This window comes from Burkholderiales bacterium, from assembly GCA_035543335.1.
Classification (GTDB): Bacteria; Pseudomonadota; Gammaproteobacteria; order Burkholderiales; family JAHFRG01; genus JAHFRG01.
Genome location: DASZZH010000025.1, coordinates 287,931 through 312,690 on the forward strand (window position 1 = coordinate 287,931; position 24,760 = coordinate 312,690).

A 24,760-nucleotide genomic window follows, 5' to 3' on the forward strand; every position below is an offset into this window, starting at 1 on the left:
AGTTTCTCTCCGCGGTTAAATCAAATGCCCAACAATGAGATTGAAAAAGCCGTAGCCATTCTACGCGCGGGCGGCCTCGTCGCCTTCCCCACCGAAACGGTTTATGGTCTTGGAGCGGACGCTTCCAATCCCGAGGCGGTAAAAAAAATCTTCATCGCCAAGGGCCGGCCGCAGGATCATCCGGTCATCGTGCATCTTGCCGATAGTTCTCACCTCGAGCGCTGGGCCAGAGAAATTCCTGGTGCGGCTCGCGAGCTCGCCCGGCGTTTTTGGCCCGGGCCGCTTACCTTGATTTTGCGCCGCGCGCCGCGCGTCCCTGATGCCGTGACGGGGGGGCAGGACACGGTGGGTTTGCGCGTTCCCGCTCATCCGGTGGCGCAAGCTTTGCTGCAAACATTCGGCGGCGGCATTGCCGCGCCCTCGGCCAACCGCTTCGGCCGCTTGAGCCCCACTACGGCGGAGCATGTGCGTGCCGAGCTGGGCGATCGGATAGACAGGATTCTGGACGGCGGGTCCTGCGCCGTGGGCATTGAATCCACCATCCTCGATGTCTCGAGCGAGCATCCGGTGTTGCTGCGGCCGGGGAAAATTACCACGGCGGAAATTGAAGCGATTCTGGGGACAACGCTGTGCAAGCCCGAGGCCGGCGGCACGCGCGCGCCGGGAATGCTGGCTTTGCATTACGCGCCGCAAACACCGCTGATCGTTACGCGCAATTTACCGGAATGCATACGCAGCCTGTCCCACCAGAACCAGCGCGTGGCGGTGCTCGCATATCAATCGACGCCTGACGGCGGTTTACAGACGGTTTGGAATGCGGCGCCCATGGAAGCCGCGGACTACGCGCGGGAACTTTACGCCAATTTGCGTCTGCTTGACCAATCGGGCTGTGATGTGATCGTGGTTGAAGAACCGCCGCTAGGCGAAGAATGGGCGGCAGTACGTGATCGCCTGTCGAAAGCGGCGGCCAAGAAAACCTAAAGCAGCCCCACCAGCATTTTGGTTGCGATGAGGTAAAGCAAAACGGCCATGATTTTTTTAAGCTTGTCCACCGGTAAACGATGCGCGAGCTTGGCCCCCAGCGGCGCAGTGAAAACGCTCGCCACCGCAAGCCACAGCAGCGCGGGCAGGTAAACAAAGCCCAGACTCAGCGGGGGCAGGTTCTCCTGGGTCAATCCAGTGAAAATGTAGCCCGCAGTGCCGAAGACGGCAATGGGGAAACCGATTGCCGCCGAGGTGCCGATGGCATCATGAGTTTTTATATTGCAGTAAAGCATGAATGGCACAGTCATTATCGCGCCGCCGCCTGCCACCAAGCTGAAAATAATGCCGATGATGCTTCCCACAATGAACGTGCCGACTTTCCCAGGCAACTGCCGCGAGGGCTTGGGTTTAATGTCGAGCAGAATCTGAGTGGCAGCGTAATAGACGAACATCGCAAAAAACAACGCCAGGGTCGAACTGGAAAGCTGCGCAGCGAGCCCCGCGCCAAGGAGCGTGCCAACGGCGATACCCGGTGTAATGTGGCGCACGAAACGCCAGTTCACCGCGCCGTGCGCGTGGTGTGCGCGCAGGCTGGAAACCGAGGTGAACATGATGCTCGCCAGCGACGTGCCAAGCGCAAGATGCAGCAGATGAGTTTGCGGAAATTGCTGCGAGCTAAAGAGAACGGTAAGTGAGGGAACAATGATAAGCCCACCGCCAACGCCCAGCAGCCCGGCGAGAAAACCCGCAAGAGCACCCACCGCAAGATAAGCCGCCACCCATTCCATCGTCAGCGCCTCCAGCTGCGCAAAATGTTGGTCGCCGTGCTCACTTCAGCAGACCCCGGGTGATGAATTTCCACTCGCGGGGGTCCACCGGCGTAATCGAGAGGCGGTTGCCTTTTTGCAATATGCGCATGGCCTTGAGCCCCGGGTGGCTGCGGAGCTCCTTGATGCTGATGAACCGGGTTTTGTTGACGAGCTTTACGTTCACATTGAACCAGCGCGGGTTCTGCGGCGTGGCCTTGGGGTCGTGATAGCAGCTCTTGCGGTCGTATTGGGTGGCGTCCGGATACGCAAGCTTGCAAACTTCGACGATGCCGGCAATCCCCGGCTCTTCGCAGCTCGAATGGTAGAAAAAGGCTAGGTCGCCCAACCGCATTTGATCGCGCATGAAATTGCGCGACTGGTAGTTGCGCACCCCGAACCAGGGCGTGGTTTTGCCGGGAGCAGCCGCGAGATTGTCAATGCTGAATTCGGAAGGCTCGGATTTCATCAGCCAGTAGCGCATGGTGGGGAATCTCTGATTAAGTCCTACACGATTGCGACGGCGTTTAATCCGGGTGCAGGGCGAGGCGTGAGGAGCGCCGTTTGGTAGAGGCCAAACCAGCGACGAACAACAAAGCCATGCGGCCGGATTGCCCCGTCCCTCCGGGTTGCGGCAAAATACGGTGTCTGCGTCGTGCTCGCCGGAGCGTGGAGCCTCGGGTACGTGCGACCGCGAAGGCGAGCGCTGGCCCGCTTCACTGCACAGCTTTGCAGGTGCGACGCTGCGCGGGCCCTCCTCGGTGTCGTAGTCTCAGCTACGACCTTCGTCGCGCGCCTTGCATCCCTCCGCATTTTGCTAGCAACGCAATCCGCGTAGGACTTAATCAGAGGTTCCTTAGCACATAAAAAATGCGGCAGAGCCGCTGGCTGATTGCCGCATGAATTAAAGTCCCCCGCAAATGCCGTCAAGGCATCAATCTTGAACCTTAGGTTCAAGGGTGGTCGCTTACCGAGCACATCAGGCGCTTCCGCGTCGGACGCGCACAACAGCGCTCATCAGGCCAGCAACCAAATAGAATAATTGGTTCAAAAAATATAGCCCGGACAAACACTGCAGGGGACAACCGGGCGCAGGCTGCGTATGCGCTAAAACAATTTTTCTTGCTCGGTCAACGCTTGATCCAGCGCGGCCTGCATGTGGGTCATTCTACGCTTAAACTCTGCGATGTCAAAACCGTCGGCGAGGCGCAGCGTAAGGAGTTCGTAGGTGACGTTGAGCGCGGCCATGATGGCGATGCGCTCCAGTCCCACGACCTTGCCTTGGTCGCGGATTTCACGCATTTTCCGGTCGAGATAGGCGACTGCTTCGAGCAGTTCTTTCTGTTCATTCTCGGCACAGGCCACACGGAACTTGCGGCCCATTATGCTGATGTCCACGCCTTTGCTGTCGGCGCTCATTTCTCGTTCTCGGGGATCTGCCGCAGCAGGGCTTCCAGGCGTTTTTTTGCGCTATCGATTTTTTCGGATAGCTGCTTGTTTTCATTTACGGAAGTGTCAAGCTGCTGACGCAGGTGTAGGTTGTCGGCGCGCAAATGCTGACACACCTGCGCGACCTGCTGGATTTTTTCTTCCAAGGCTTTCAATTCCACTTCCATAAATACACTATAGGTTGAAAAATCCTGAAGAGTCAACTGCTAACAGTATTTTTTGAATGTACTTTAATATCTACCATCCAGCTCTAAGGAATCACCGCTTACGACAGATTTAGTAAACCAATAGGGGCATAGAGGTTTGCGTATGTAAGTATTTACTCTTACCCTGTCTGGGTTTGGCAATGTAAAATATAAAAAGCTATGTGAGCAGTTGATGTTTGCATGGCTTGATTGCACTTCGTTTGCAGGTGCCCGGGCTGAATTCTTCAGCTTGGGTTAAACGGGAAACAGGTGCGCGCATCTCGCGCAAAGCCTGTGCTGCCCCCGCAACGGTAAGTAAGCGCAGGCGTATCACAAAGCCACTGTGAGGCGACTCATGGGAAGGCGATACGCCTAGTCTTGCGAGCCCGGATACCGGCCTGAAAACGCCGTTTGGAAATGCCGCGGGAGGCGGTGTCCGGTCCCGTCCTGATACCTTTTTTTGCTCCCCTGTATTTCCTTGTTGTTGAATGCGCATGCGGCGGGCATGCATCATTTTTCGGGGAGTACACGTGAGAAATCTTAACAAACTCGGTTTGTTGGTTCTGATTTTGGTGAGTACCGCTCATGCGGATGATAATCTTTCGATTGCTACTGAAGACGTCGTGGTGACTGGTACGCGCGTTTCACAGAAAGCCTCACAGTCGCTGCAGCCGGTGACCGTGATCACCGCTGATGAGATCGCTGAAAGCGGACAGCAGACATTGGTTGAAGTGCTGCAATCGCGTGCGGGCGTGGAAATCGCCAGCAACGGCGGATTCGGACAGCCCAGCAGCGTGTTCATCCGTGGTGCCAACAGCGATCACACTCTGGTGTTGATCGACGGATTGCGGGTGGACTCGGCCACAACCGGCACCACCGCATTCGAGAACATCCCACTCAACCAGATTGAGCGCATCGAAATCGTACCCGGCCCTTTGAGCAGCCTCTATGGATCGGAGGCCATAGGCGGCGTGGTGCAGATCTTCACCAAAAGCGGCCGATACGCTCCGGGCGTCAGCGCCTCCATCGGCTACGGGACTTTTGATACCCGAACGGCGAGCGCCGGGGTCAACGAACGGTTTCATGACACCGATTTCAGCTTTAATGCGGGCTATTTGATCAGCGGGGGTTTTGACGCGACCAAGCCATCCATTGACGCGCCCGGCACCCCACCGGCCTTTCTGGTCCATAACCCCGACCGGGATGACTACCACAACACCAATTATTCGCTGAAGCTCGCACAGCATTTCGGCGCCGCCGCCGAAGCCGGCATTACGGCGTTTCAAAGTTACGGCAACACGCGCTTTGATTCGGGCCCGCTTACCGACGACATCAATCGCCAGACGTTGAGCACGTTTTCCTTGTACAGCCGCAACCAGTTGTCCTCGGCATGGCAAAGTCTGCTGCGTTTTGGCTTGGGGCGCGACAATCAGGTTATCAGCGGCGCGTTTCCAGGGTTTTTCCGCACCAGTCAGCCGCAATTTACCTGGCAGAACGATTTCAAGCTTGCCAGCGGATCGGTGATCGCCGGTTTCGAATATCTGGATCAGGAAGTCGCGAGCACCACTACCTATACACGTACAAGCCGCGACGTGCGCTCGTTTTTTGCCGGCTATGTCGGCGAGCTTGGACAGCAGGGCGTGCAACTTAACGTCCGTAATGACGATAACAGCCAGTTTGGCAACAAGACCACCGGTTCGCTGGGCTACGGCTACCGCGTCAACTCCAATTTGAGACTAAGAGCCGGGGTCGGCACTGCCTTCAAGGCGCCGACGCTTAACGATCTTTATTTTCCGGGGTTCAGCAACCCGAACCTGCAGCCCGAACGCTCTCGCAGCTATGAAACGGGGGTCAATTTGCAGGTGGGCAATCATCGCCTCAGCCTTACTTACTTCGACAACCGCATCACCGATCTCATCGTCTTCGTGTTTGATCCGGTCACGTTCACGGGCATGCCGCAAAACATCAACCAGGCGCATATTAAGGGTGCCGAGCTTTCATATCAAGGAAGTTTCGCCGGATTCCGGACGAATGCGCAGTTCACTGTGCAGAACCCGGTTAACTCGTTAACCGGCCAGCTTTTGCAGCGTCGGGCGAGGCAACACGGAAGTTTTGCTGTTAACAGAACACTGGGCCCGTGGAAATTTGGCGCGGAGCTTGTGACGAGCGGCGCGCGCTTCGATTCAGTTAACGAAGACCCCACCACACGCTTGCACGGATACGCCCTTTACAATCTTACCGCGAGTTATGCTTTTGCCCGCGATTGGTCAGTCAACGCACGCTGGAACAACGTGTTCAACCGGAATTACGAACTCGTACAGAATTTCAATACGCCGGGCAGTAACGTATTTTTTGCTCTGAAATACGAGCCGTCCGTGAAGAGTAATCAACCATGAAGTCCGTATAAGCTTGTTCGGTGTTTCGGAAGGGGCGGAGCGGCGCGCCCCAAGAGGGGCACGTCGCTTTTTATTTTGCGCGAAACTCTGTTATTGTTCGCGCCATGACCAACTTGACGAGTAGCCAGCTCTATCTGCGCTTGTTGCATTATGTCGCGCCGTACTGGCAGGCATTCGCGGTCTCCGTCCTCACGCTGATTGTGGTGGCGGTGACCGAGGCGGCGCTGCCGGCGCTGATGAAACCTCTGCTCGACGGCACTTTTGTGGAACGCGACCCGGTTCTCATCAGGCTCGTTCCGGCGCTGATTATTCTGCTGTTCCTGGTGCGCGGCGTCGCCACTTTTGCGGGTAGTTATACTAGCAATTGGGTGGGCAATAAAGTAGTGATGGATTTGCGAAATGAAATGTTCAGGAAGCTCCTGCACCTGCCAAACCCTTATTATGCCGATCATCCTACCGGAACCCTGATTTCCAAGCTGACTTTTGATGTGATTCAGGTGACCACCGCCGCGACCAGTGTGGTCACGGTGGCGGTCAAAGACAGCCTCACCATCATCGGCCTGCTCGGCTGGATGTTTTATCTGAACTGGAAACTCACGCTGATCGGGCTGGTCATCGCACCGCCCATCGTCTACATCGTGCAGGTGGTGAGTCTGCGGCTCAGGAAAATGAGCCGCGAGACGCAGCGCGCCATGGGTGAGCTCAACCAAGTGGTCGAGGAGGCAATCGAGGGTCAGAAAGTCGTGAAGATTTTCGGCGGACAGGACTACGAAGCGAAGCGCTTCCACGAGACCAACAACTGGGTGCGCCGCTACACCATGAAACAGGTTTCCGCCGCCGCCGCCAATGTGCCCATCGTGCAATTGCTCGCCGCGGTAGCGATAGCGAGCATCATTTATCTGGTGACCGCGCAATCTGCAACCGACAAAACGACGGTGGGCAGTTTCGTGTCCTTCATTGCCGCCCTGTTGATGCTCACCGCGCCGCTGAAGCGTTTGACCGGCGTGAATGAGTATCTGCAGCGCGGTCTTGCCGCTGCCGAGTCGGTTTTCGAGTTGCTGGATCAGCAAGCGGAAAAAGACCAGGGCCAGGTCGAGCTGCAACGCGCTAAAGGTGAGATCCGCTTTGAAGGCTTGAGTTTTTCTTACGGCGACCCGTCACGTCTTGCGCTCAGGGACATCAATCTGACGATTCATCCGGGCGAAACCGTCGCCCTGGTGGGCGCCTCTGGCAGCGGCAAGACCACGCTGGCCAATCTGGTGCCGCGCTTTTATCACCCTACCCGCGGCAGGATTCTGCTCGATGGCCATGATTTGGAAGAGCTCAAACTTGCCAGCCTGCGCGCCAACATCGCGCTGGTGAGCCAGGATGTGGTGCTGTTCAACGACACGGTTGCGGCAAATATCGCCTACGGTGCAATGAGCAAAGTCTCTGAAGCAAAAATCATCGCGGCGGGGGAAGCGGCACATGCCATGGAATTCATCCGTGAGCTGCCCCAGGGGCTCAACACGCTGGTGGGCGAAAACGGCGTCAAGCTCTCTGGCGGCCAGCGCCAGCGTTTGGCGATAGCCCGCGCCATGCTGAAAAACGCGCCGGTTTTGATACTCGATGAAGCGACCTCCGCCTTGGATACGGAATCTGAGCGGCATGTGCAGGCGGCGCTGGAAGCGCTGATGCAGGGCCGCACCACTGTCGTGATTGCCCACCGTCTTTCCACCATCGAGCATGCCGACCGCATCGTGGTGCTCGCCAACGGCGGCATCGCCGAAATCGGCACGCATCAGGGGCTTTTGGCAAGAAGCGGTGTTTATGCCAGGCTCTATCAAATACAGTTTGCGCCGGCGCGGAACGCGCAATAGTCTTTCAGCGCGGACGCAGGAGGGCGAGCAAGTCGTGTCCGGTGCCGAGCAACCGGGCGGGGATATTCAGCATTTCCGCCGCGATTTTCGCCAAGCGGTAAGGGAGTGCCGGCACGTCGCCCTTCTCGTAAAAACGCACGTTGCGTGTCTCAAGACGGCACAGCGTGAAGCCGCAGCGCTCGGCGAGCAGGCGCAGCGAGAGCGGATTGAAAAAGCTCACATGCCCGCCGTGGTGATCTATCTGAAAATACTGCCAGCGCGATTTCATGAACGCCGCAGTCCAGCTCGCGTTGTTGCCGGTGCCTATCATGAGAACGCCGTTCGGCCGGATAATGCGGCGGCATTCTTTGAGCAGGGGTAGCGGCTCCTTGATATGTTCAATGACTTCAAATAATGTAATGGCATCGAAATGGTCCGCGGGAAAACCCGCTTCCTCCAATGTGCCGGTGTGAACCTTGAGGCCGGATTGGAGCGCGCTTTGCGCCGCCTTGGGCGCAGGCTCGACGCCTTCGGCGCGAAAATCGAGCTGCCTTGCTATTGATAGAAAAGCGCCGCTCGAGCAGCCCACATCAAGCAGGTGGATTTCCGCCGCCGGTTTTTGCAGCCGCCGCGAAATTTTTGTCAGCCATTTGGCGTTTTGTTGTGAACGCCTCTTATCCGAATCGACGCTGGGCAAAGTGCCGCGCGGGTCATCGAATTCCTGCATCGATTGCCAGTATCTTACCTCGCTGCACTGGCTTATCAATTGCCCGCATTCAGGGCAACGCAGCAGAGGCCCTTCGGCCAGCACAATGCCGCTTACTTCGAGCGATGTTGCACAGCCGACGGGACAGGTTTGGATATAACGCGCGGCGGGCATGGAGTCAGGCGACAGCCGCAGCGTATTGCTTGAGCAGCGATTCCGCAGCGGCGATGACTTTGTCCGTTTTCAATTCCTGCAGACAATCGCTGAAGCTGGCGATGTGTCTGTCGCAGCCTTCCAGCAGGCAGGGCACGCAAGGCTCTGTTCCCTGCACCAGCATCACGTTGCCCACACGCTGACTACCCAGTCGTTTCCAGGGGTTGCTATCCTTATTGTGGCCTTTGGGCCAGGGCCCCCATTTCACCGGATTGGTAGGACCGTAGAGCGCGACCGTAGGCACGCTCAGCGCGGCGGCGATGTGGGTGACAACAGTATCGGGACCGACATAAATCGCCGCGCGACTCAGCAAACAGGACGACTGTTCCAGGTTTAATCGGCCTGCCAGATTAAGCGTGTCTTGAGGCAACAGCGGCAGAATCTTTTCTATATAATCCAGCTCTTCGGGAGCAGCGCTTCCGGTGAGCACTATGCGCAGGCCCTGCTTCGCCAGCCAGCGCGAGAGCTCGCTCCAGCCCTGTGCGTGCCACATCTTGTAGTTGAATTTCGGGTACAGATGTAAAACGGCTAAACGTTGATTGGGCGCCTGGCTGGATAAAAAAAGCGCGTCGATGTATGCCGCAGTAGTATCGCTCCACGACACGAGCACTTCGTAATGTTTGGAAATATTAAGGAGCTCGGCGAGCTTGAGGTGCATCAAGACCGTATGCGTGTTGAGATTGTCGAATGACGTCCATTGATTGAGCAGCCGCTGCTTCCAGCGGTTTTTTGCATCGGCCTCGAGCAGGCCCACGCGTTTTTTCCCGGCTAGCCAAGCATAGAGCGTAGGCCGATCTCCCGGAAGGCAAGAGAAGGCGAGATCATAGCGGCGCAACAAATGGGCTACGAGTTTGAGATGAGTCCACAAATCTGGTCGCTCGGCAATCGTGATGACGCTTTGAATGTCGGGGTTAGCAGATATCACCTCTTCCGTGCCCGCAAAAACCAACACATCGATTTGCGCCTGCGGCCAGGCTCGTTTGAGCGAGCGGATCAGCGGGGTGGCAAGCAGCACGTCGCCGATGCGGCGGGTGATGACGACCAGCACGCGGCGTGGTGCAGTCATAAATACTGCTCTACTCCAAGAACGGCGCGCACGCGCTTGGAACGCAACACTTCATCGAGGCGTTTCTGGTTTTCGGGGAGTTTGCCGCGGTCATTCTCGCTATGCCACAAATGCAGCACCGGCGCGGCAAAGCGTGCGCTTTTATGTTTGATGCCGGCGTGCAGCAGGCGAATCACCAGGTCTGAATCTTCCAGGCCCCAGCCCGAATAAGTTTCATCCAGGCCGTTTACCATCAGCAGGTCTTTGCGCCAAGCGGCAAGGTTGCAGGTTTTTACGCCTTGCCAGCGGTTGGCGGTGAGCTCGCGCAGCGGGGCAAAGTGCGGCAGGGAAAGCAAAGGCAGAAAGCGGTTGATTTCGCCTTGCTGCCATGCGCGCAGCCATTCACGCATGCTCCAACCCTGCACCGGCAGTTTATTTTGCAAAACAGCGCGGGTGAGTTCCTCACTTAGCAAAACGCGGTTGCCCGCGACAAACCATCCCGGCTCGGCCAGTTCACGGTGTCGCGCCACAAAGCGTGGCACAGGAATGCAATCGCCGTCGGTGAAAATGATGTATTCGGCTGCAGTGCCGGCAAGGGCCCGATTGCGGATGGCGGCGGCGCGAAAGCCCTGGTCTTCCTGCCATACGCGGTGAATCGGCATGCTCGCCCTGGATTGAAAGGCGCGGACCGTTTGCGCAGTGTCTTCAGTCGAACCGTCGTCGGCAACAATCAATTCGAAATCACGGTCGTGTTGGCCCAGATAACCTTCCAGCATTGCCGCTAGCGCGTCCGGGCGATTGTAGGTGGTGGCGATGACGGCAATATGCATTTTAATTAACCGCAGATGAACGCCGATACACGCAGATTAGAAATCAAGAACAATACGTTTGATATCTGCCCTTGGTTTTCCGAAGTTGACCAACAAACAAACTGTTAAGCCAGTCGCTTTGAGGTAATTCAGACACTGCGCAGAGTGGATTTCATCCAGTGCTTTAACTGCCTTGAGTTCCACGATGACACCTTCCTCAACCAATAGATCAGCAACAAAGTCCCCAACCACAACCTGATCATACCGGACTTTGATCCCGTACTGCTGCTCAACGCTAAGCTCAGCCCGGCGGAGCTCGATGGCCAAAGCGTTTTCATACACTTTCTCAACGAAACCGCAACCAAGTTTATTGCTGACCGCATAGACGCACCGTATGATTACCCCAGTTACTTCATCTAATCTTGCATCTGCGTGTATCTGCGTCCATCGGCGGTTTCATTTTTTTGTTCCAGCGTTTTTTTCTTGAAGTAGCATCGCCTTGAGATAGCGGTAATACGCGCCTTCGGCATTGGAAACGGCGAGCAAGAAGCCTTCCCTGCCGTCGAGAAAGCCGGCGCGCAGCAAATAGGTGCGCACGAAAGTCCACAAGCCGTGAAGAACGGCTATCCCCAGCGAGGCTTTGCGTTGCTGCCTGAGAAGCATCATGGCGCCGGTCGTGGAATAGTCGTTGAGTTTTTGCAACACCTGTTCCAGATCGCGGAACGCCTCGTGCAGCAAAGGTTGCTTGAGTGTGCCGGTTTTGCCGTTGACGATGAGCCGTTCATGCACCAGATCATCGCTGAAGCGGGCATGGCCGCGCTTGAACAGGCGGGTGATGTAATCCGGCCACCAGCCGGAGTGGCGCATGACTCGGCCGCAGTAACTGGAGGAACGCGCCATGCGGAATGCCACGTGTTCGCCCGGGGTAGTGATGGCCGATTGGATTTCTTGCCGCAATTCTGCCGATACACGCTCATCGGCATCAAACGACAGCACCCAGTCGCCGGTTGCCAGAGCCAGCGCGCGGTTTTTCTGCAGTCCAAAACCCGGCCAGTCCATGACCAGGACTTTTGCCCCCAGTTCTTTGCAAATAGCAACCGTGTTGTCGGTGCTGCCGGAGTCCACCACGATGATTTCATCCGCCCACGACACCGCTTCCAGGCAGCCACGCATATTTTGCTCTTCGTTTTTGGTGATGATGATGACTGAAAGGCTCATGTTGGGGTGCCGCTCTTTTGCGAATTCGATTTCAATCCAGCGTAGAGCAGCCCGCTTATCCACCCATAAAGCAGGCCTTCGGTGTGGTCTAGGAGCAAAGAGTTGAAAAGGCAGCCGAACATTATTGCAAGAAGCAAAGCATGCGCGAGACTGCGCTCCAATGAGGTGGGCAGCGCGGCAGCCAAACGCCACTGGCGGTAGAATAAATAGAGTAAAAACCCCAAACCAAGCAGACCCAAATCGGTGGCGATGAGAAGATACTGATTGTGGGGATTGGTAGTCGGAAGCATGCCAGTGCCTTTTATTTTTTCAGCATACGCCTTGGAAAATCCGCCGGTGCCAACACCGAAGACAGGGTGATCGCCGATGATCTCGAGGCTGTTTCTGTACCATTCCATGCGCAAACCGACCGAGTTACCAACACTCGCTAATTGATCGGGGTGCCATTGGGATAACTCGCTCGCCGCTTTTGTGATTCGCGAGTGGAAAGTATCCGAACCCAAATAGGCTCCGGTAAAAAGCAGGGTACCCAGCATTGCAGCCAGAGCCAGTCCTTTCCATTTCCACATGTCGAAGAAGAAATACACCACCAATAGCGCTAGAATTAGATAGCCGGTGCGTCCCTGGACCATGAACAGAACGTTAAATACCGCCAGCATGGAGAAAATACTCCAGAGAATACGGATGCCGGTTCCGGATGCATGACGGGCCATTTGTGCGAATAGAAACGCGGCGATCGCCATCAGGATATTATGAGTGATGGAGAGCTTAAAAGTGACCGGATTTAAAGGGTGGGGTAGGCCGGACGTTTTGACTGACATAAAAAAATATTCGGGCAGCAGACCCATGCCAATCGCGTAAGAAAACAGCAGAGTCAGGATCAATGCCAGGGCAAATGCCCGCAATCCACGGCGCCGTATCCGTTCGTCCTGAAAGCAGGGTATCAGCAGTGCGATGAGCAGCAGTTCTTTATACTTGCTGAGGTAACGCAGGTCATCCCACGGATCACTCTCGCCGTAAAACAGCCCTAAGGCCAGCAGCCCAAACAGACCAAGTGACAGTAGCGCCAGCGGATTGTTTTTAATTTGCCGCCATTTCTCTTTATAGTCGGCAGCCAATATCCAAAGGGCGACCAGCAGGCCTACCAGAATGCTGTCCAGCGCGGTGGAAACGGGAATGGTGAAGCCAAGCGCAACAGCGACCCATTTGGTCAATGTGTCGGCCTTGCCGCTGATGATCCGGTATTCCATTTGGTTTTATTTTTCAGCGAATGCGATGAGCGACTTTCTCAGTGACGGAATGGCGTCTTTGAGCATAGTCCCGACAGTGCGGATTTTTTCCAGCCCCTCTCTATGCCTTCTGGATTTAAGAAATACGATTTCGATATTATTGAAGTTGCCGGCTTCCAGCAGAATGCGCAATTCGCTTTTGGTGAATTCGCGGTTGTGGCGGTCGGGGTAAAACGACATGCCTTTGTAGGAAACCGGTAGAGCGTAGAGATAATGCTTTTCGTAATCGTAGGTGATGTTCTTGCCCCGCAGCATACGGCTGCGGTTGCGAAAGCTCACCGCGTTGGGCACATCCACTTCGACAATGCCGCCATGCCTTAAGACCCTGTGCATCTCCTTCATCGCTTTAAGATGCGAATGAGTGAAATGTTCCAGAACCTGGCAGCATACCACTGCATCAAAATAGCCATCGGCAAATGGAATCGGATCCACCTCGACGTTGCATACTTGGAAATGAATTGGTTTTTCCCGATAAACCTCGGGATACCGGGCCGTGTTATCGGCAATATCCAGAGCGCAGCACTCGTGCCCCAGTTCGTGGAGAAGCGAGAGCAACATGCCATGCCCCGCGCCGACATCGAGGATTTTTTTCGACGCGCGCAGGCGGAAAGCGATGTCGCAAAACCGGTCTATGCTCCCCTTGAATACATCGTCCAGCGCCGCGTTCCGGGTGTTATACAACCTGCCTTGACTGCGCAATTGAAGCGCGTGCCGGTAAATTTGCCTTTTCGTCAGATGATGCGGTACCGCGGCAGGCATGGTGGCTACGCGAGTTTTTGCTGATAATTCCGGGCATCACTTTGTGCGGCGGCATACTCCGGCACCCATTTGAGCAAATCCGCTTTTACCTGTTCGTCTCTTAAAGGCTGAGCCTGGTCGAGCCAAATCAGCGCGTCCGCGAGCCATTGCACATCCATCTGTCTCGCGCGGGCAATGCGCAGCTTGGGATGCGGGGTCGGCAAGGTATTTTCATCGTTGGCCAGCAGCTCTTCATAGAGTTTTTCTCCCGGGCGCAAGCCGGTAAACACGATTTTGATTTCGTCTTCGCTGAAACCGGAAAGACGGATCAAATCTTTGGCGAGCTCGGCGATTTTCACCGGTTCGCCCATGTCCATGACAAAAATTTCGCCGCCCTTTCCCATCAGGCCCGCCTGCAGCACCAGCTGCGCGGCTTCGGGAATGGACATGAAGTAACGAATGATTTCCGGATGCGTGACGGTCACCGGCCCGCCTTTCTCGATCTGCTCGCGGAATTTGGGAATCACGCTGCCGGCGCTGCCCAGCACATTGCCGAAGCGCACCATCACAAAGCGCGTCGCCGAATCGGGCTGCAGCGCCTGGCAGATCATTTCCGCGAGCCGCTTGCTTGCGCCCATGACATTGGTGGGATTGACCGCCTTGTCGGTAGAAACCAGCACAAATTTTTCCGCGTGGTGATTGGCTGCCGCATGCGACAAGACATAAGTTCCCAGGGCATTGTTAAGCACCGCCTCCCAGGCGTTTTGCGCTTCCATCAGCGGCACGTGTTTATAGGCGGCGGCGTGGAACACGATGGAAGGAAGGTATTGCGCCAGCACCTGGTCTACCCGCGAGCGGCTCTTCACATCGCCGATGACGCAGACAACCGCGGTATCCGGAAAATCGCTTAGAAACTCCTGCTCAATGCGGTACAGCGCGAATTCGTTGAGTTCGAACAGCACCAACCGTTGCGGCTTGAACCGGGCGATCTGACGGCACAGTTCCGACCCGATCGAGCCGCCCGCGCCGCTGACCATGATGGTTTTGCCGGCAAACAGCTCCTTAAGTCCCGCGTTGTCCAGCACCACCGGATCGCGGCCCAGCAAATCGTCAAGCTCCACCTGGCGGATTTGCGAAACGGTGACTTTACCGCTCAGTAAATCGTCGAACGAAGGCACGGTCAGGGCTTTCACTCCGGCATTCACACAGACACTCATCGCTCGGTGTCGCATCTCGTGTGCAACGGAAGGCATGGCGATGATGGCGTGCTGGATTTGCATTTTTTGCGCGTGATCCGCGAGCTCGTCTATCCGCCCCAGCACTTTCACGCCGTGCAAAAGTCTGCCGTGCTTTTTGGGATTGTCATCCAGAAAGCCCACCACCCGCCATTCGCGGCTGCGGGCGAGATCCTTGACCAGGCTCGCGGCGGCGTCGCCAGCACCGAGGACGATTACCGGCTTGGCTTGCAAGTTGGCAAGGCTATACAGCCGACGCTCTTTCCATAGCCGGTAGGCAATGCGGCTGCCGCACATGATGAGGAAAAGCAGTATCGGATCCAGCACCACCACCGAGCGCGGAACCAAAGCCGGAATGCGCAACATCAAGAGCACAAGCGGAGCGGCCATTGCCGCCGACGCAACCGCAAGGAAGATGCGTTTCAGATCGGGTAGGCTGGCGTAGCGCCAGATGCCCCGGTAAAGGCCAAACCACAAAAAAATGAGCGCCTGCGACAGCATAACCCATGGCAGTGTCTGCCACATGCTTCGCAGTTGAGGATGCTCGAAATCCATGTTGAAGCGCAGCCAATAGGCGAGACACCACGCGAGAGCTACCGCGACCAGGTCGTGGCCAAAGGCAAGCGAAGCACGGAGATTAAACCTAAGCGGAAACATAGTTGCCGGAATGTCTTTTCCAGTACCGGTCGAAAATAATCATGCCGAGTGTGTAAGCCGCACTCCAGCCGGCAACCAAAATAATTTGAGTGAACTCATCTTTGCCGATAGCCCACAGGGCGGACAAACCGGTAGCGAGCATCAGAGCATATTCAAACCAGGCGGTTTTGCGATGTCCCCAGCCGATTTGCACCAGCCGCTGGTAATAATGCTCGCGATGCGCCTGCCAGATTTTTTCCCGCTTCAGCGCGCGCTTTAGCAACGTGACGCTGGCATCAACAATAAAAGGCGAAAAAATCAGCAGCGGGAACCATATTGGCCAATTGTTTTGCAGATATCCGGTGATGCCCAGTGCCGCCGCCAGAAAGCCGAGCGGAATCGAACCTGCATCGCCCATGAAAATCCGCGCAGGATGAAAGTTGAACAACAAAAAAGCCAGCGCGGCGGCGGCAATCGAAAAATTAATCAAGGCAAAAGCTTCGTTGCCGGCAAGCCAGGAAGCCAGCCCGTAAAAGCCGAAGCCGAACACCGCCATCCCTCCCGCAAGCCCATCCGAGCCATCCATGAAATTATACAGGTTGGTCATCCAGGCCGTGGCAAGAATGAACAGCGGCAGTAACAGAACGCCGCCTGCGTCTGACCACAATACTGCGGCGATGGCCGCAGCCAGGAAATGCGTCGGCAGCCGCCAGACCGGGGAGATGCCGTGGATATCGTCGAGCAGCGATATGGCGATTAACAGGGCCGGCGCGAGCCAGAGCGGCCATGGCGGCAATAACAAAATCCACGCAATGAAGACGCCAGTCATCAATCCCAAGCCCCCGCTGCGCGGCACCGGCGTATTGTGCAAGGAACGCGGGTTCGGACGATCAAGCACAATTCGCGACAGGCCGCCCTTGACCAGCCACCGCAGCACCACAAACGCCGCAACGAACGAGATGAGCGGCGTCAAATAAAGATGATCCATAGTCATGAGGCGGCCACCTCGGGATCGGAAAGAAACCATCGTGCGGTTTCCTCCAACCCCCGGGTTACCGGATAACGAGGCTTCCAGCCGAGCTCCTGGCAGATTTTCGAGGTATCCACTTGCAGCGAGTCCAGCAAACTGACGGCCTCGTTGGATTTGCCGATGAGCCCCGCTCCTATGCGCAGCAGCGCCGGCGGCAAAGGCCACAACCGGGCCGGGCGGCCTAATGCGCGCGCGATCCGCACAATCAAATCAGGGCTGGAAACATCTTCGCTTTTGCTTAAGAGATAAGTTCCTCCCGCCGCTTGCGGATGAGTCATGCAGGTTAATATGGCATCGACGAGGTTCCCAAGAAAAATGAGGCTCTTGCGGTTGTTTACCGAGGCGAGAGGAAGAGGGATACCCTTTGCGACGGCTTGCAGCAGACGCAGAAAATTTCCCTTTACGCCAGCCCCATAAACCAAGGGCGGCCGCAGAATCACCACTTCCAATCCTGTTTCGGCGGCAACGCGTTTGAGCGCCTGCTCCGCTTCCCATTTGGACACGGCATAAGCATCCTGAGGCGCCGGGGTATCCGCTTCGGTGAAAGGATGATCCACGCTTTCTTCACCGTTGATCTTCATTGTACTCAAGAAAACCCGGCGCTTCACTCCCGTTTGCGCTGCCATGCGCCCAAGCCGCTCGGTGGCGTGGGTGTTCACCTGGCGAAATTCCAAGAAGGAATCCTCGGCGGTTTCCTTCATGATGTGTACGCGTGCCGCCAAGTGCACGATGACGTCTATTCCATGTAACGCTGCTTGCCAATCGGTGCCGGGTCCGAGTGAGTCAACACTGCAGGGAGTGACGCCGAAAGGCAGGTTGGATACGTTTTGTGAGACGGAGCGAATCGTGCCCTTCACTTGCCAGCCGCCAACGAGCAATTGCTTGCACGCGGCTTGGCCGATAAAGCCCGTCGCGCCGGTGATCAGGGCGGTAGGCATCTCCCGGCTGGATCATTTCCGCCACACGGTGCGGTTGACGTAGCCCGTGTAGCTTAGGATGATGCGCAATACCTTTTTGGAAACGTTGTCTGCCTCGTAATCCTGAACCAGGCGGAACTGCCTGCCGGTCGCGGAATGATGACGGGTCGCCACTTCGATGGCTTCAATAACATCGGCCGGTTTCAGCCCGCACATGATGAGAGTGCCTTCATCCATGCCCTCCGGCCGTTCATGGGCTTGGCGAATGATGACGGCGGGGAAATTCAGGATCGACGATTCTTCGGTGATGGTGCCGCTGTCTGAGAGGACGCAAAAGGCATTCATCTGCAATTTGATGTAGTCGAGGAATCCCAGTGGCTTGAGAAACCTCACGTCTTTGGGCTTTTTTGCTGAAGGCAGACTTTCGAGTTTTTTCATGGTGCGCGGGTGGGTGGAGACGATAACGGGCAGGTTGTATGTACCGGAAACGGCGTTGAGCGTTTCCAGCAAATCCTTGAAGTTGGTCGCGCTGTCGATATTTTCCTCGCGGTGCGCGCTGACCACGAAATATTTGCGTGGCTTTACTTTCAGCCGGGAAAGAACGGCGGATTTTTGAATTCGCGGCATATAGTGCTGCAGAATTTCTTTCATCGGCGAACCGGTTTTGATCACCATTTCAGGCTTTATTCCCTCTGCCAGGAGGTAGCGGCGCGCATGCTCGGTGTAAGGCAAGTTGATATCGCTGACATGATCGACAATTTTGCGGTTGATTTCCTCCGGCACGCGCTGATCGAAGCAGCGGTTTCCCGCCTCCATGTGGAAAATCGGAATCTTCAGCCGTTTCGCCGATATGGCCGCTAGGCAACTGTTGGTATCGCCGAGCAACAGCAAGGCATCAGGCTTTTCTTTGGCCATTACCTCGTGGGATTTGGCGATAACGTTGCCTATGGTATGAGCCGGGGATTTGCCGGCGCAGTCGAGGAAATAATCAGGTTTCCGGATTTGCAGTTGTTCGAAGAAAATAATGTTCAGCTCGTAATCGTAATTCTGGCCGGTGTGCACCAGCACGTGCCGGGTATGACGGTCGAGTTCGGGGATCACCCGAGAAAGCTTGATGAGTTCGGGCCGAGTGCCAACGATGGTCATGACTTTAGTCGGCATAGCCACTTTTGTCCTCATTGATCCTTGCGGCGTCATGATGCCGGCCTCAGCGCAGCAGTTCTACGCCGGTGGACAAATCGACATCTTCTATCATCAGGCGGTTTTTCTTCAGCAGCGCCATCGTGCTTGGCAAGTCCAGCACCGCATCAGCGGAACTGTACTCCTTGACGAGCGCATTGGGTTCCTTCGCGGCCTTATCGGAAAGCTCCGGTAGCATAGGGCGGATGGCGTAATAATCACCGCGCTTTACACAATGGTTCGCTTCTTCTTCGGAAACCATGATTTCGTGCATTTTCTCGCCGGGGCGGATGCCAATAACTTTTATTTCAATCTTGCGGTCGCCAATCAACGTCTTGGCGATGTTCATGACGGTGGCCGAAGGTGCGTCCGGAACATAGGTCTCCCCTCTCTTCGCCTCTTTCAATGCGGTAAATACGGTATTCACCGCCTGGTCGAGGCTTAACAGAAAGCGCGTCATGCCCGGCACCGTGATCGTCACCGGCCCGCCGTTTCTAATCTGGCTGTGAAAAAGAGGAATGACTGAGCCGCGTGAGGCGAGCACGTTGCCATAGCGGACACAAATGAAACGGGTTCCGGGGTTGAGGATATTGGCGGAGGTGAAAATCCGCTCCTGCAGCGATTTGGTCATGCCCATGACGTTGACCGGCTTGCATGCCTTATCGGTGCTGATACCGATGACAGTTTGCACGGGATAGCTGTTTTCCCCGATGGCGCGGACGATGTTGTAGGCGCCGATGCAATTGGTCATGATGGCCTGGGTTGGAAAATATTCGCATGTCGGCACTTGCTTGAGTGCCGCCGCGTTGACCACGATGTCGGCGCTTTTTACCGCCGAGCATACTTCATCATAGTTGCGCACATCCCCGATCCTGAACTCGAGGACATTTATAAAGTTGTTGTAAATGACCTCGTCGGTGGTGGCGGTTTTGTGCAGATACGACAGCCGCATCTCATGCTGCTTGGCCTCGTCCCTGGAAAAAACGATGACTTTTTTCGGCGTGCCCAGCTCGCCCGAGAGCGCGCGGTGCACGAAGGTTTTGCCCATCGAACCAGTGCCGCCGGTCACCAGAATGATTTTATTTGCAAACATCATTTAGCTCTTCCCAAATAATCTTGTGCCAGCTCGTCTGTCATGACTTCCCAGCTTGGTGGATTATACTTAAATTCCGAGCGGAATTTCGTGGAATCAAGGCTGCGGTCGCACTTGAATTCCCCGTCGGGGATGATTTCAGTCTCCAGACGCATTTTCCTTTTAATCATCAGCAGCAAATCGTATTTGCTAATGGGCTCGCTGGAAACGTGGTAAAGCCCCGAGGCGCGGGGATAATCGGTTATGATTTTTTCCATGATGCGTGCCAGCTCCAGGGTTGTAAACCCCGAGAAAACGGCGTGGGTAAAACCGCGCACGGTGCCGCGCTGCGCCAGAAACCACTCGAGCAGGCCGGTTTTGTAAATGAGTTCTCTGCCGATAATCGAGGTGCGCAAGGTAAGGCAGTGTGGCTCATGTACTTCCCCCAGAAATTTGCTCCTGCCGTACAAATCCTCGGCGTCAGAAGCGTCGGATTCACGGTAACCGCCCTTTCTTCCCGAAAACACGCAATCGGTGCTCATGTGAATAAGCCTGGCCCCGACTTGCTCGCACAGCATGGCCAGCCGGTGCGGCAGCAGGGAATTGATTTCCAGGCTGGGGATGACTTCCTTTGCCTCCGTTCTTTGCTTGATAATGCCAGCGGCATTAACGATAACTTGAGGTTGGAAATCCTTTACCGCCTCGGCAAGCGGCTTGATTGAGCTGAGTTCGATTCCCGGATAGGCATTTTTTGCATTAAACAGCCCGAACGCCGAGTATTCGGTCCGCTTACCGCGCAAGGTCACGCACGCATCGTGAGCATGCGACAGTTGTTTAAGCAACCGGTGGCCCAGCATGCCGGTCCCGCCCAAAATCAGGATACGCATTGTTTTGTCCCAGCCAGTTCCCGCATCCACTGTTCCAGACGATCCAGCAGGCGCTCGCGCTGGAAATTCATTTCAAAATACGTCCTGCCTTTTTCTCCCATTTCTTGTCTTTCCCTAGGGCTCATCCGGTAAAGCTTGAGAACCGCATCAGCTAGCCTTGTTGCATCTTCCGCTGGGCAGGAAAACCCCGCTCCGGAGTTCTCCACTACTCGCGCTGTTTCACCGTCCGCTGCAGATATGATCGGTTTGGCACAAGCGAGGTAAGACTGCACTTTGCTCGGTACGGTTAGTGCGAATACAGGGTCGCGACGCAAGGTTACCAGCATGGCATCTGCAAGCGCAAAATAACGTGGCATGGTTTCTACAGGGCGGTGACCCAGTAAATGAACCTTATCTTCGAGTCTCAGTACATTAATTTGCTGCGCGACCCAATCTTTCTTGTGACCGTCTCCTAAAATCACCCAGTGAATGTCTTGATGATGTTTCAGTTTTTCCGCGGCCGCTAGGATGGTCTCGAACGACTGAGCCGCGCCGATATTCCCCGCAAACATCACGCGGAATCCGTTGGGCATTTGTGTGCGCTCGGGCGCATCCTGTCCGGGAAGGAGCGGCTGGTAGAGCGTCTCCGCCCAATTGGGAAAATAGCGGACGCGTCTCGGTTCAACCTCCATTTTCAACACACGCGAAATAAAACCTTCCGACTGTACGAGAATCAACGCGCAGTGGCGATAGATAAACCGCACCAGTCTCGTCACCCAATTCAGAATGAACCTGGACTGCACCGCGCCCGTAGCTGACAGGCTTTCCGGCCACAAATCCTGCACCCACAGGATAAGTGGCGCTCGTTTCAGCCATTTCAAAACGATTGCCGGCAGGCATACGGTGATCGGGGACGGTTCATACACGAAAATCAGCTCAAACCTGCCACGGCATAGAAACGGCCCGAACACGCTGGCGAAAAAAAAGAAGGAGAAATAATTCAATGCCAGACGCCAGCCTTGCCCTTTTCCTCTCGGAATCAGCGGCACCCTGTAAACTGGAACATCCTGAAATAATTCCTTGCTGCGCGAGAAAAAGCCGTAGCCCGGAAAAAAACGCCCCGAAGGATAATTGGGCATGCCGGTTAGCACCGCGACGTCATGCCCGCGATCTTTCATCCCCAGCACGAGATCATTAATTCGAAAGGTCTCGGGCCAGAAATACTGGGAGACAATAAGGATTTTCACTTCGGCTGATAACTTTGATTGAAATCGGAGCGGCTATTTTGTGGCGGCGGCAGACGCAAAAGGCGGGAGAGCAGCACGCCCCACAGGAAAAAGGTAACGATTCCGGAATAAGGTTGCCGCAGGCCGACTTTGAAAGAATTATCCACTATCAGCAAAAAAATGGTAACTGCAGTGAGCCCGAGCAAACTGGAAGAACCAAGTATCTGGCGTCGGTTTCGGTATATCAAAACCAGTGTATAGCCAAGCGCGGCAAGTAAAGGAAGTAAAGCGATTGCCCCAAAGTTATAAGCCAAATCGAGATAGTAATTATGTGCACTGGGGAATTGGGCGCGCTCTAGTCTTTGGGCGTGACCAAAAAGAAAAACTTCAGGGCTGCTCACAATTTCTTTTCCGTAATACCGCCAATAGTAAAGACGTTCAGTTAAATTGGGCACGATCTGCGATTCAACTTGTGAGGTAAGGCCAGATGTAAACCCCCATTTATAAGCAAGCATATCTTTGCCATAGCTCAGGTACGTGCCGTATCCGGCCAAAACCATTATGCAGACGGCCAGGGATTTTTTATCGAAAGACCGCTTGCATTGCCATAGCACGAAACCTGCAGTCCCGGCAGCGAGCGCGAACAATGTCAACATTGATAGAGAAGCGGCGGCGGCGTATATCCCCATCAAGGGCGCCAATACCAGCAGAAGCCTGCGATATGGTTTTGCATGCCAGAGGGAGTAGAGAGCCAGAAGGTAACAGCACGCGATAATGGCGGGCACGTATTGCAAATGCTGGTAGACGCTGAATGCGTAAAGATACGGGGTCAGGGAAACTTGCGATTGCAACCAACTCGCAAGGAGTTGCGCGGGAACGATGGCAGCAACGACATAAATAAAGGCTTTTTCCAGAGAGGCTTCGTGATTTTTACCAGGTTCAAAAAGCTGGCCCAAAACAAATGCGAACATGGGGAGGATGAATTGCACCAGGAGTATGAACTTCGGCTGCTCCTGCCCAGTCAGGCTTCCTGTGGAAATGATGGAGGACAGGACCATGAGGACGAACGTGAAAAATAGGAAGCTCAGGGATAATGAAGCCTGCCGATACCGGCCCAGAAGAACTATTCCACCAAAACATGCCAGTACAGAAACCGGGATTGGGAGCTTGCTTAATATGCCGCCCGAGTCGTAATACATGAAAGGGTCGCGGAACACGCCGCCGCTTGCCAGGAAAAAAAGCGGAAATGCCAGCATGAAGGCAGTGGAAATCTTGACGGCTTTGTCCGATAGCGGCCATGTGCCACGGGAACTCAGCAACCCTTCGGCCTTGAAACTCAGGTAGAACCCGAGGGTCAGAATCGAGCTGACCAGATAAAGCGACATGAAGGACGAAAGGCCAAACGACCAGTACAAAAACGGCACCGAGGCGATGATGAGAATATTGATCAGTACATCGGGTCCGAAAACGTTGTTGTCTTCGTCGTGTTGCAGCAACTTGAAACGAATGCGCTGTGCGTATGTCATCGCCGCGCTTCCCACCATGGACAGCCCCATTGCCCCCCAGAAGAAAGGTGTTTTAAACCAACTGAAGGGGGCTAGGTTTAAAAAGGAGCCGAACGACAATAACAACCCGACGATCAAGGCCGCCCATGAGGCATTTTTAAAAAGGACGGGAAGCCGGGAGACGCCGGTGCGGGCTTCGTGAAGTATGATGCTGGGGCCCAATGCATACACGAAAACTGTGCTCAGAAAGCCGCCAATGGCGAACGCCGTAAATAAATCTCCCGCGACAGCCTTGCCCACGATCAGGACGATGAACAGCCGAAAAACATATACCGTGATCCCAATAATCGCGCTGGATCCGAAGTGCGGCAACATTTGTCGCCAGCCTTTCTGAAATGCCAACGGCGACTCTCCCGGTTTGGACACGAGCCGCCAGAAGGACAGCAGCGGCAGTAGCGCCCAGGCCAGAATCCCCAATAATGGCATGGGCGCTTCCGAAAGAGTCCAGCCCAACGCCAGCACCAGCAACGCGGACTGGAGCAAGATAAACTTGACAGCGTAATTCCTGTCGTCGTCGCGCTCTCTTTCGGCCAGATGCAATTCGTTCAGCCATTCGACGCAACGCCGCAGAATCAGGGCGGCGGCCAAGTTGGGTTCCACTTGACCCAATTGGCTCAAATAAAAGGAAGCACCGGCAAGAGGCAGAATTAAAAGCAGACGCATGGCAAGGATGGCTCTGACGCGGAAGCGCGAGGGCAGACTCAAAATCAGGCTTCTGGCGTTGCCGGAGAAGGCCAGAAACAAAGCGAGAGCGGCAGCCTGAGTAATCCCCACGTCCGCCGCCATTTGAGGTTTGCCCCCCAGCGTGAGTCCGATCATCAGCGCAGTCATTGCAAATGTCTGCAACATGAATGCGGAAGGAAACAGGTAGTTCATGTTCTATCGTGGCGGTTGATGAGTTGCTTGAGAAAGTTTTCGGGGCTGACTAAGGGCAAGGTATTTTCCTCGACACCCAGAAGCGTTTTATGGCGCGCGCGATAGATAGTGTGGAACTGGTGTTGAAGCTTGCCTTGGGGTCGACTACGTCCCTGACATAATCCAGTTCCGAGGTAGCGCAAGCGCGCAATCAGGCCCGCGAACAGCGCAAAAGACAAATAATTGAAGGCAAATCGCCGACCCTTGTCGCCACCCCGCCGGAATCCGTGGCAATAAGCCGGACATTTTTTCAAGCATCACCATGTGGAGATAGCCAACAAACTCTATTATACCCAGCTTGGCTGGGCTGCACCCGGTTCGGTGGACACCCACCTAAGCTAATTGCATCTGGTTTTCGAACTCCATCGGGCTCACATATCCGAGCGTCGAATGCCGGCGCCGCGGGTTATAGAAGCGCTCAATATAATCAAATACGTCGGCCT

At 55.3% G+C, this 24,760-nt stretch carries 23 protein-coding genes, 1 other RNA gene and 1 riboswitch; of the genes, 3 read left to right on the forward strand and 21 right to left on the reverse strand.

Annotation, left to right across the window (positions count from 1 at the left end):
- The first annotated feature begins 24 nt into the window (after positions 1–24).
- Complete coding sequence (locus VHE58_06535) at positions 25–981, forward strand: L-threonylcarbamoyladenylate synthase (GenBank protein ID HVS26940.1); 957 nt, start codon at positions 25–27, stop codon at positions 979–981.
- Here the strand turns inward: VHE58_06535 and VHE58_06540 are convergent.
- The 5 genes from VHE58_06540 to VHE58_06560 all read right to left on the reverse strand — a co-directional run bounded on the left by VHE58_06540 (position 978) and on the right by VHE58_06560 (position 3,406).
- The gene (locus tag VHE58_06540) at positions 978–1,772 is read right to left on the reverse strand and encodes a sulfite exporter TauE/SafE family protein (GenBank protein ID HVS26941.1); all 795 of its coding nucleotides are present in this window, start codon (positions 1,770–1,772) and stop codon (positions 978–980) included. The two genes, VHE58_06535 and VHE58_06540, sit on opposite strands and share 4 nt — an antisense overlap.
- 40 nt (positions 1,773–1,812) lie before the next feature.
- Complete coding sequence (locus tag VHE58_06545; GenBank protein ID HVS26942.1) at positions 1,813–2,274, reverse strand: EVE domain-containing protein; 462 nt, start codon at positions 2,272–2,274, stop codon at positions 1,813–1,815.
- Positions 2,275–2,697: 423 nt separating this feature from the next.
- Positions 2,698–2,874, reverse strand: a non-coding RNA gene (gene ssrS, locus VHE58_06550) — 6S RNA.
- A 23-nt stretch (positions 2,875–2,897) separates the two neighbouring features.
- Entirely contained in the window at positions 2,898–3,209 is a 312-nt protein-coding gene (locus VHE58_06555; GenBank protein ID HVS26943.1) for a cell division protein ZapA, read from the reverse strand.
- A complete protein-coding gene (locus VHE58_06560) occupies positions 3,206–3,406 on the reverse strand; it encodes a DUF904 domain-containing protein (protein ID HVS26944.1) in 201 nt (66 codons plus the stop codon). The genes VHE58_06555 and VHE58_06560 overlap by 4 nt, the downstream gene beginning before the upstream one ends.
- Before the next feature lie 226 nt (positions 3,407–3,632).
- Positions 3,633–3,841, forward strand: a riboswitch (cobalamin riboswitch).
- 113 nt (positions 3,842–3,954) lie between these two features.
- Here VHE58_06560 and VHE58_06565 point away from each other — a divergent pair.
- Both VHE58_06565 and msbA read left to right on the forward strand, forming a co-directional pair.
- Positions 3,955–5,820 (forward strand): TonB-dependent receptor, encoded by a 1,866-nt coding sequence (locus VHE58_06565; protein ID HVS26945.1) that lies wholly within the window; start codon positions 3,955–3,957, stop codon positions 5,818–5,820.
- A gap of 104 nt (positions 5,821–5,924) precedes the next feature.
- Positions 5,925–7,679, forward strand: coding sequence for a lipid A export permease/ATP-binding protein MsbA (gene msbA, locus VHE58_06570; protein HVS26946.1), 1,755 nt, complete (start codon positions 5,925–5,927; stop codon positions 7,677–7,679).
- A 4-nt stretch (positions 7,680–7,683) separates the two neighbouring features.
- Here msbA and VHE58_06575 read toward each other — a convergent pair whose 3' ends face one another.
- The 16 genes from VHE58_06575 to VHE58_06650 form a co-directional block, all read right to left on the reverse strand.
- The gene (locus VHE58_06575; protein ID HVS26947.1) at positions 7,684–8,538 is read right to left on the reverse strand and encodes a class I SAM-dependent methyltransferase; all 855 of its coding nucleotides are present in this window, start codon (positions 8,536–8,538) and stop codon (positions 7,684–7,686) included.
- A gap of 4 nt (positions 8,539–8,542) precedes the next feature.
- A complete protein-coding gene (locus tag VHE58_06580; GenBank protein HVS26948.1) occupies positions 8,543–9,643 on the reverse strand; it encodes a glycosyltransferase family 9 protein in 1,101 nt (366 codons plus the stop codon).
- The gene (locus VHE58_06585) at positions 9,640–10,452 is read right to left on the reverse strand and encodes a glycosyltransferase family 2 protein (protein ID HVS26949.1); all 813 of its coding nucleotides are present in this window, start codon (positions 10,450–10,452) and stop codon (positions 9,640–9,642) included. Before VHE58_06585 ends, VHE58_06580 begins: the two co-directional genes overlap by 4 nt.
- A gap of 36 nt (positions 10,453–10,488) precedes the next feature.
- Positions 10,489–10,869 (reverse strand): GxxExxY protein, encoded by a 381-nt coding sequence (locus tag VHE58_06590; protein ID HVS26950.1) that lies wholly within the window; start codon positions 10,867–10,869, stop codon positions 10,489–10,491.
- Positions 10,870–10,887: 18 nt separating this feature from the next.
- Positions 10,888–11,649 (reverse strand): glycosyltransferase family 2 protein, encoded by a 762-nt coding sequence (locus VHE58_06595; GenBank protein ID HVS26951.1) that lies wholly within the window; start codon positions 11,647–11,649, stop codon positions 10,888–10,890.
- Positions 11,646–12,899 (reverse strand): O-antigen ligase family protein, encoded by a 1,254-nt coding sequence (locus tag VHE58_06600; GenBank protein ID HVS26952.1) that lies wholly within the window; start codon positions 12,897–12,899, stop codon positions 11,646–11,648. Before VHE58_06600 ends, VHE58_06595 begins: the two co-directional genes overlap by 4 nt.
- Before the next feature lie 6 nt (positions 12,900–12,905).
- The gene (locus VHE58_06605) at positions 12,906–13,697 is read right to left on the reverse strand and encodes a methyltransferase domain-containing protein (protein HVS26953.1); all 792 of its coding nucleotides are present in this window, start codon (positions 13,695–13,697) and stop codon (positions 12,906–12,908) included.
- A 5-nt stretch (positions 13,698–13,702) separates the two neighbouring features.
- A complete protein-coding gene (locus tag VHE58_06610) occupies positions 13,703–15,568 on the reverse strand; it encodes a nucleoside-diphosphate sugar epimerase/dehydratase (protein ID HVS26954.1) in 1,866 nt (621 codons plus the stop codon).
- On the reverse strand, positions 15,555–16,541 hold the full coding sequence (locus VHE58_06615) for a glycosyltransferase family 4 protein (GenBank protein ID HVS26955.1): 987 nt from the start codon (positions 16,539–16,541) through the stop codon (positions 15,555–15,557). Before VHE58_06615 ends, VHE58_06610 begins: the two co-directional genes overlap by 14 nt.
- Positions 16,538–17,515 carry an SDR family oxidoreductase gene (locus VHE58_06620; GenBank protein HVS26956.1) on the reverse strand — a complete coding sequence of 326 codons (978 nt, stop codon included), beginning with the start codon at positions 17,513–17,515 and terminating at the stop codon, positions 16,538–16,540. Before VHE58_06620 ends, VHE58_06615 begins: the two co-directional genes overlap by 4 nt.
- Before the next feature lie 12 nt (positions 17,516–17,527).
- A complete protein-coding gene (gene wecB, locus VHE58_06625) occupies positions 17,528–18,655 on the reverse strand; it encodes a UDP-N-acetylglucosamine 2-epimerase (non-hydrolyzing) (protein HVS26957.1) in 1,128 nt (375 codons plus the stop codon).
- 46 nt (positions 18,656–18,701) lie between these two features.
- A complete protein-coding gene (locus VHE58_06630) occupies positions 18,702–19,769 on the reverse strand; it encodes a polysaccharide biosynthesis protein (protein HVS26958.1) in 1,068 nt (355 codons plus the stop codon).
- Positions 19,766–20,632, reverse strand: coding sequence for an SDR family oxidoreductase (locus VHE58_06635; GenBank protein HVS26959.1), 867 nt, complete (start codon positions 20,630–20,632; stop codon positions 19,766–19,768). Before VHE58_06635 ends, VHE58_06630 begins: the two co-directional genes overlap by 4 nt.
- Positions 20,620–21,858 (reverse strand): glycosyltransferase family 4 protein, encoded by a 1,239-nt coding sequence (locus VHE58_06640; GenBank protein ID HVS26960.1) that lies wholly within the window; start codon positions 21,856–21,858, stop codon positions 20,620–20,622. The genes VHE58_06635 and VHE58_06640 overlap by 13 nt, the downstream gene beginning before the upstream one ends.
- Positions 21,855–24,278 carry a hypothetical protein gene (locus tag VHE58_06645; GenBank protein HVS26961.1) on the reverse strand — a complete coding sequence of 808 codons (2,424 nt, stop codon included), beginning with the start codon at positions 24,276–24,278 and terminating at the stop codon, positions 21,855–21,857. Before VHE58_06645 ends, VHE58_06640 begins: the two co-directional genes overlap by 4 nt.
- Before the next feature lie 372 nt (positions 24,279–24,650).
- Positions 24,651–24,760: IS3 family transposase (locus VHE58_06650; GenBank protein ID HVS26962.1), on the reverse strand; the 110-nt coding region annotated here is incomplete at its 5' end.

What these genes read in the sequence shown, in the direction of transcription:
- VHE58_06610 (HVS26954.1), bottom strand. Translation starts at nt 15,568, where the DNA reads ATGTTTCCGCTTAGGTTTAATCTCCGTGCTTCGCTTGCCTTTGGCCAC.
- VHE58_06555 (HVS26943.1), bottom strand. Translation starts at nt 3,209, where the DNA reads ATGAGCGCCGACAGCAAAGGCGTGGACATCAGCATAATGGGCCGCAAG.
- VHE58_06540 (HVS26941.1), bottom strand. Translation starts at nt 1,772, where the DNA reads ATGGAATGGGTGGCGGCTTATCTTGCGGTGGGTGCTCTTGCGGGTTTT.
- VHE58_06615 (HVS26955.1), bottom strand. Translation starts at nt 16,541, where the DNA reads ATGACTATGGATCATCTTTATTTGACGCCGCTCATCTCGTTCGTTGCG.
- VHE58_06580 (HVS26948.1), bottom strand. Translation starts at nt 9,643, where the DNA reads ATGACTGCACCACGCCGCGTGCTGGTCGTCATCACCCGCCGCATCGGC.
- VHE58_06535 (HVS26940.1), top strand. Translation starts at nt 25, where the DNA reads ATGCCCAACAATGAGATTGAAAAAGCCGTAGCCATTCTACGCGCGGGC.
- VHE58_06595 (HVS26951.1), bottom strand. Translation starts at nt 11,649, where the DNA reads ATGAGCCTTTCAGTCATCATCATCACCAAAAACGAAGAGCAAAATATG.
- VHE58_06600 (HVS26952.1), bottom strand. Translation starts at nt 12,899, where the DNA reads ATGGAATACCGGATCATCAGCGGCAAGGCCGACACATTGACCAAATGG.
- msbA (HVS26946.1), top strand. Translation starts at nt 5,925, where the DNA reads ATGACCAACTTGACGAGTAGCCAGCTCTATCTGCGCTTGTTGCATTAT.
- VHE58_06630 (HVS26958.1), bottom strand. Translation starts at nt 19,769, where the DNA reads ATGATGTTTGCAAATAAAATCATTCTGGTGACCGGCGGCACTGGTTCG.
- VHE58_06560 (HVS26944.1), bottom strand. Translation starts at nt 3,406, where the DNA reads ATGGAAGTGGAATTGAAAGCCTTGGAAGAAAAAATCCAGCAGGTCGCG.
- wecB (HVS26957.1), bottom strand. Translation starts at nt 18,655, where the DNA reads ATGCCGACTAAAGTCATGACCATCGTTGGCACTCGGCCCGAACTCATC.
- VHE58_06585 (HVS26949.1), bottom strand. Translation starts at nt 10,452, where the DNA reads ATGCATATTGCCGTCATCGCCACCACCTACAATCGCCCGGACGCGCTA.
- VHE58_06635 (HVS26959.1), bottom strand. Translation starts at nt 20,632, where the DNA reads ATGCGTATCCTGATTTTGGGCGGGACCGGCATGCTGGGCCACCGGTTG.
- VHE58_06575 (HVS26947.1), bottom strand. Translation starts at nt 8,538, where the DNA reads ATGCCCGCCGCGCGTTATATCCAAACCTGTCCCGTCGGCTGTGCAACA.
- VHE58_06545 (HVS26942.1), bottom strand. Translation starts at nt 2,274, where the DNA reads ATGCGCTACTGGCTGATGAAATCCGAGCCTTCCGAATTCAGCATTGAC.
- VHE58_06645 (HVS26961.1), bottom strand. Translation starts at nt 24,278, where the DNA reads ATGAACTACCTGTTTCCTTCCGCATTCATGTTGCAGACATTTGCAATG.
- VHE58_06620 (HVS26956.1), bottom strand. Translation starts at nt 17,515, where the DNA reads ATGCCTACCGCCCTGATCACCGGCGCGACGGGCTTTATCGGCCAAGCC.
- VHE58_06605 (HVS26953.1), bottom strand. Translation starts at nt 13,697, where the DNA reads ATGCCTGCCGCGGTACCGCATCATCTGACGAAAAGGCAAATTTACCGG.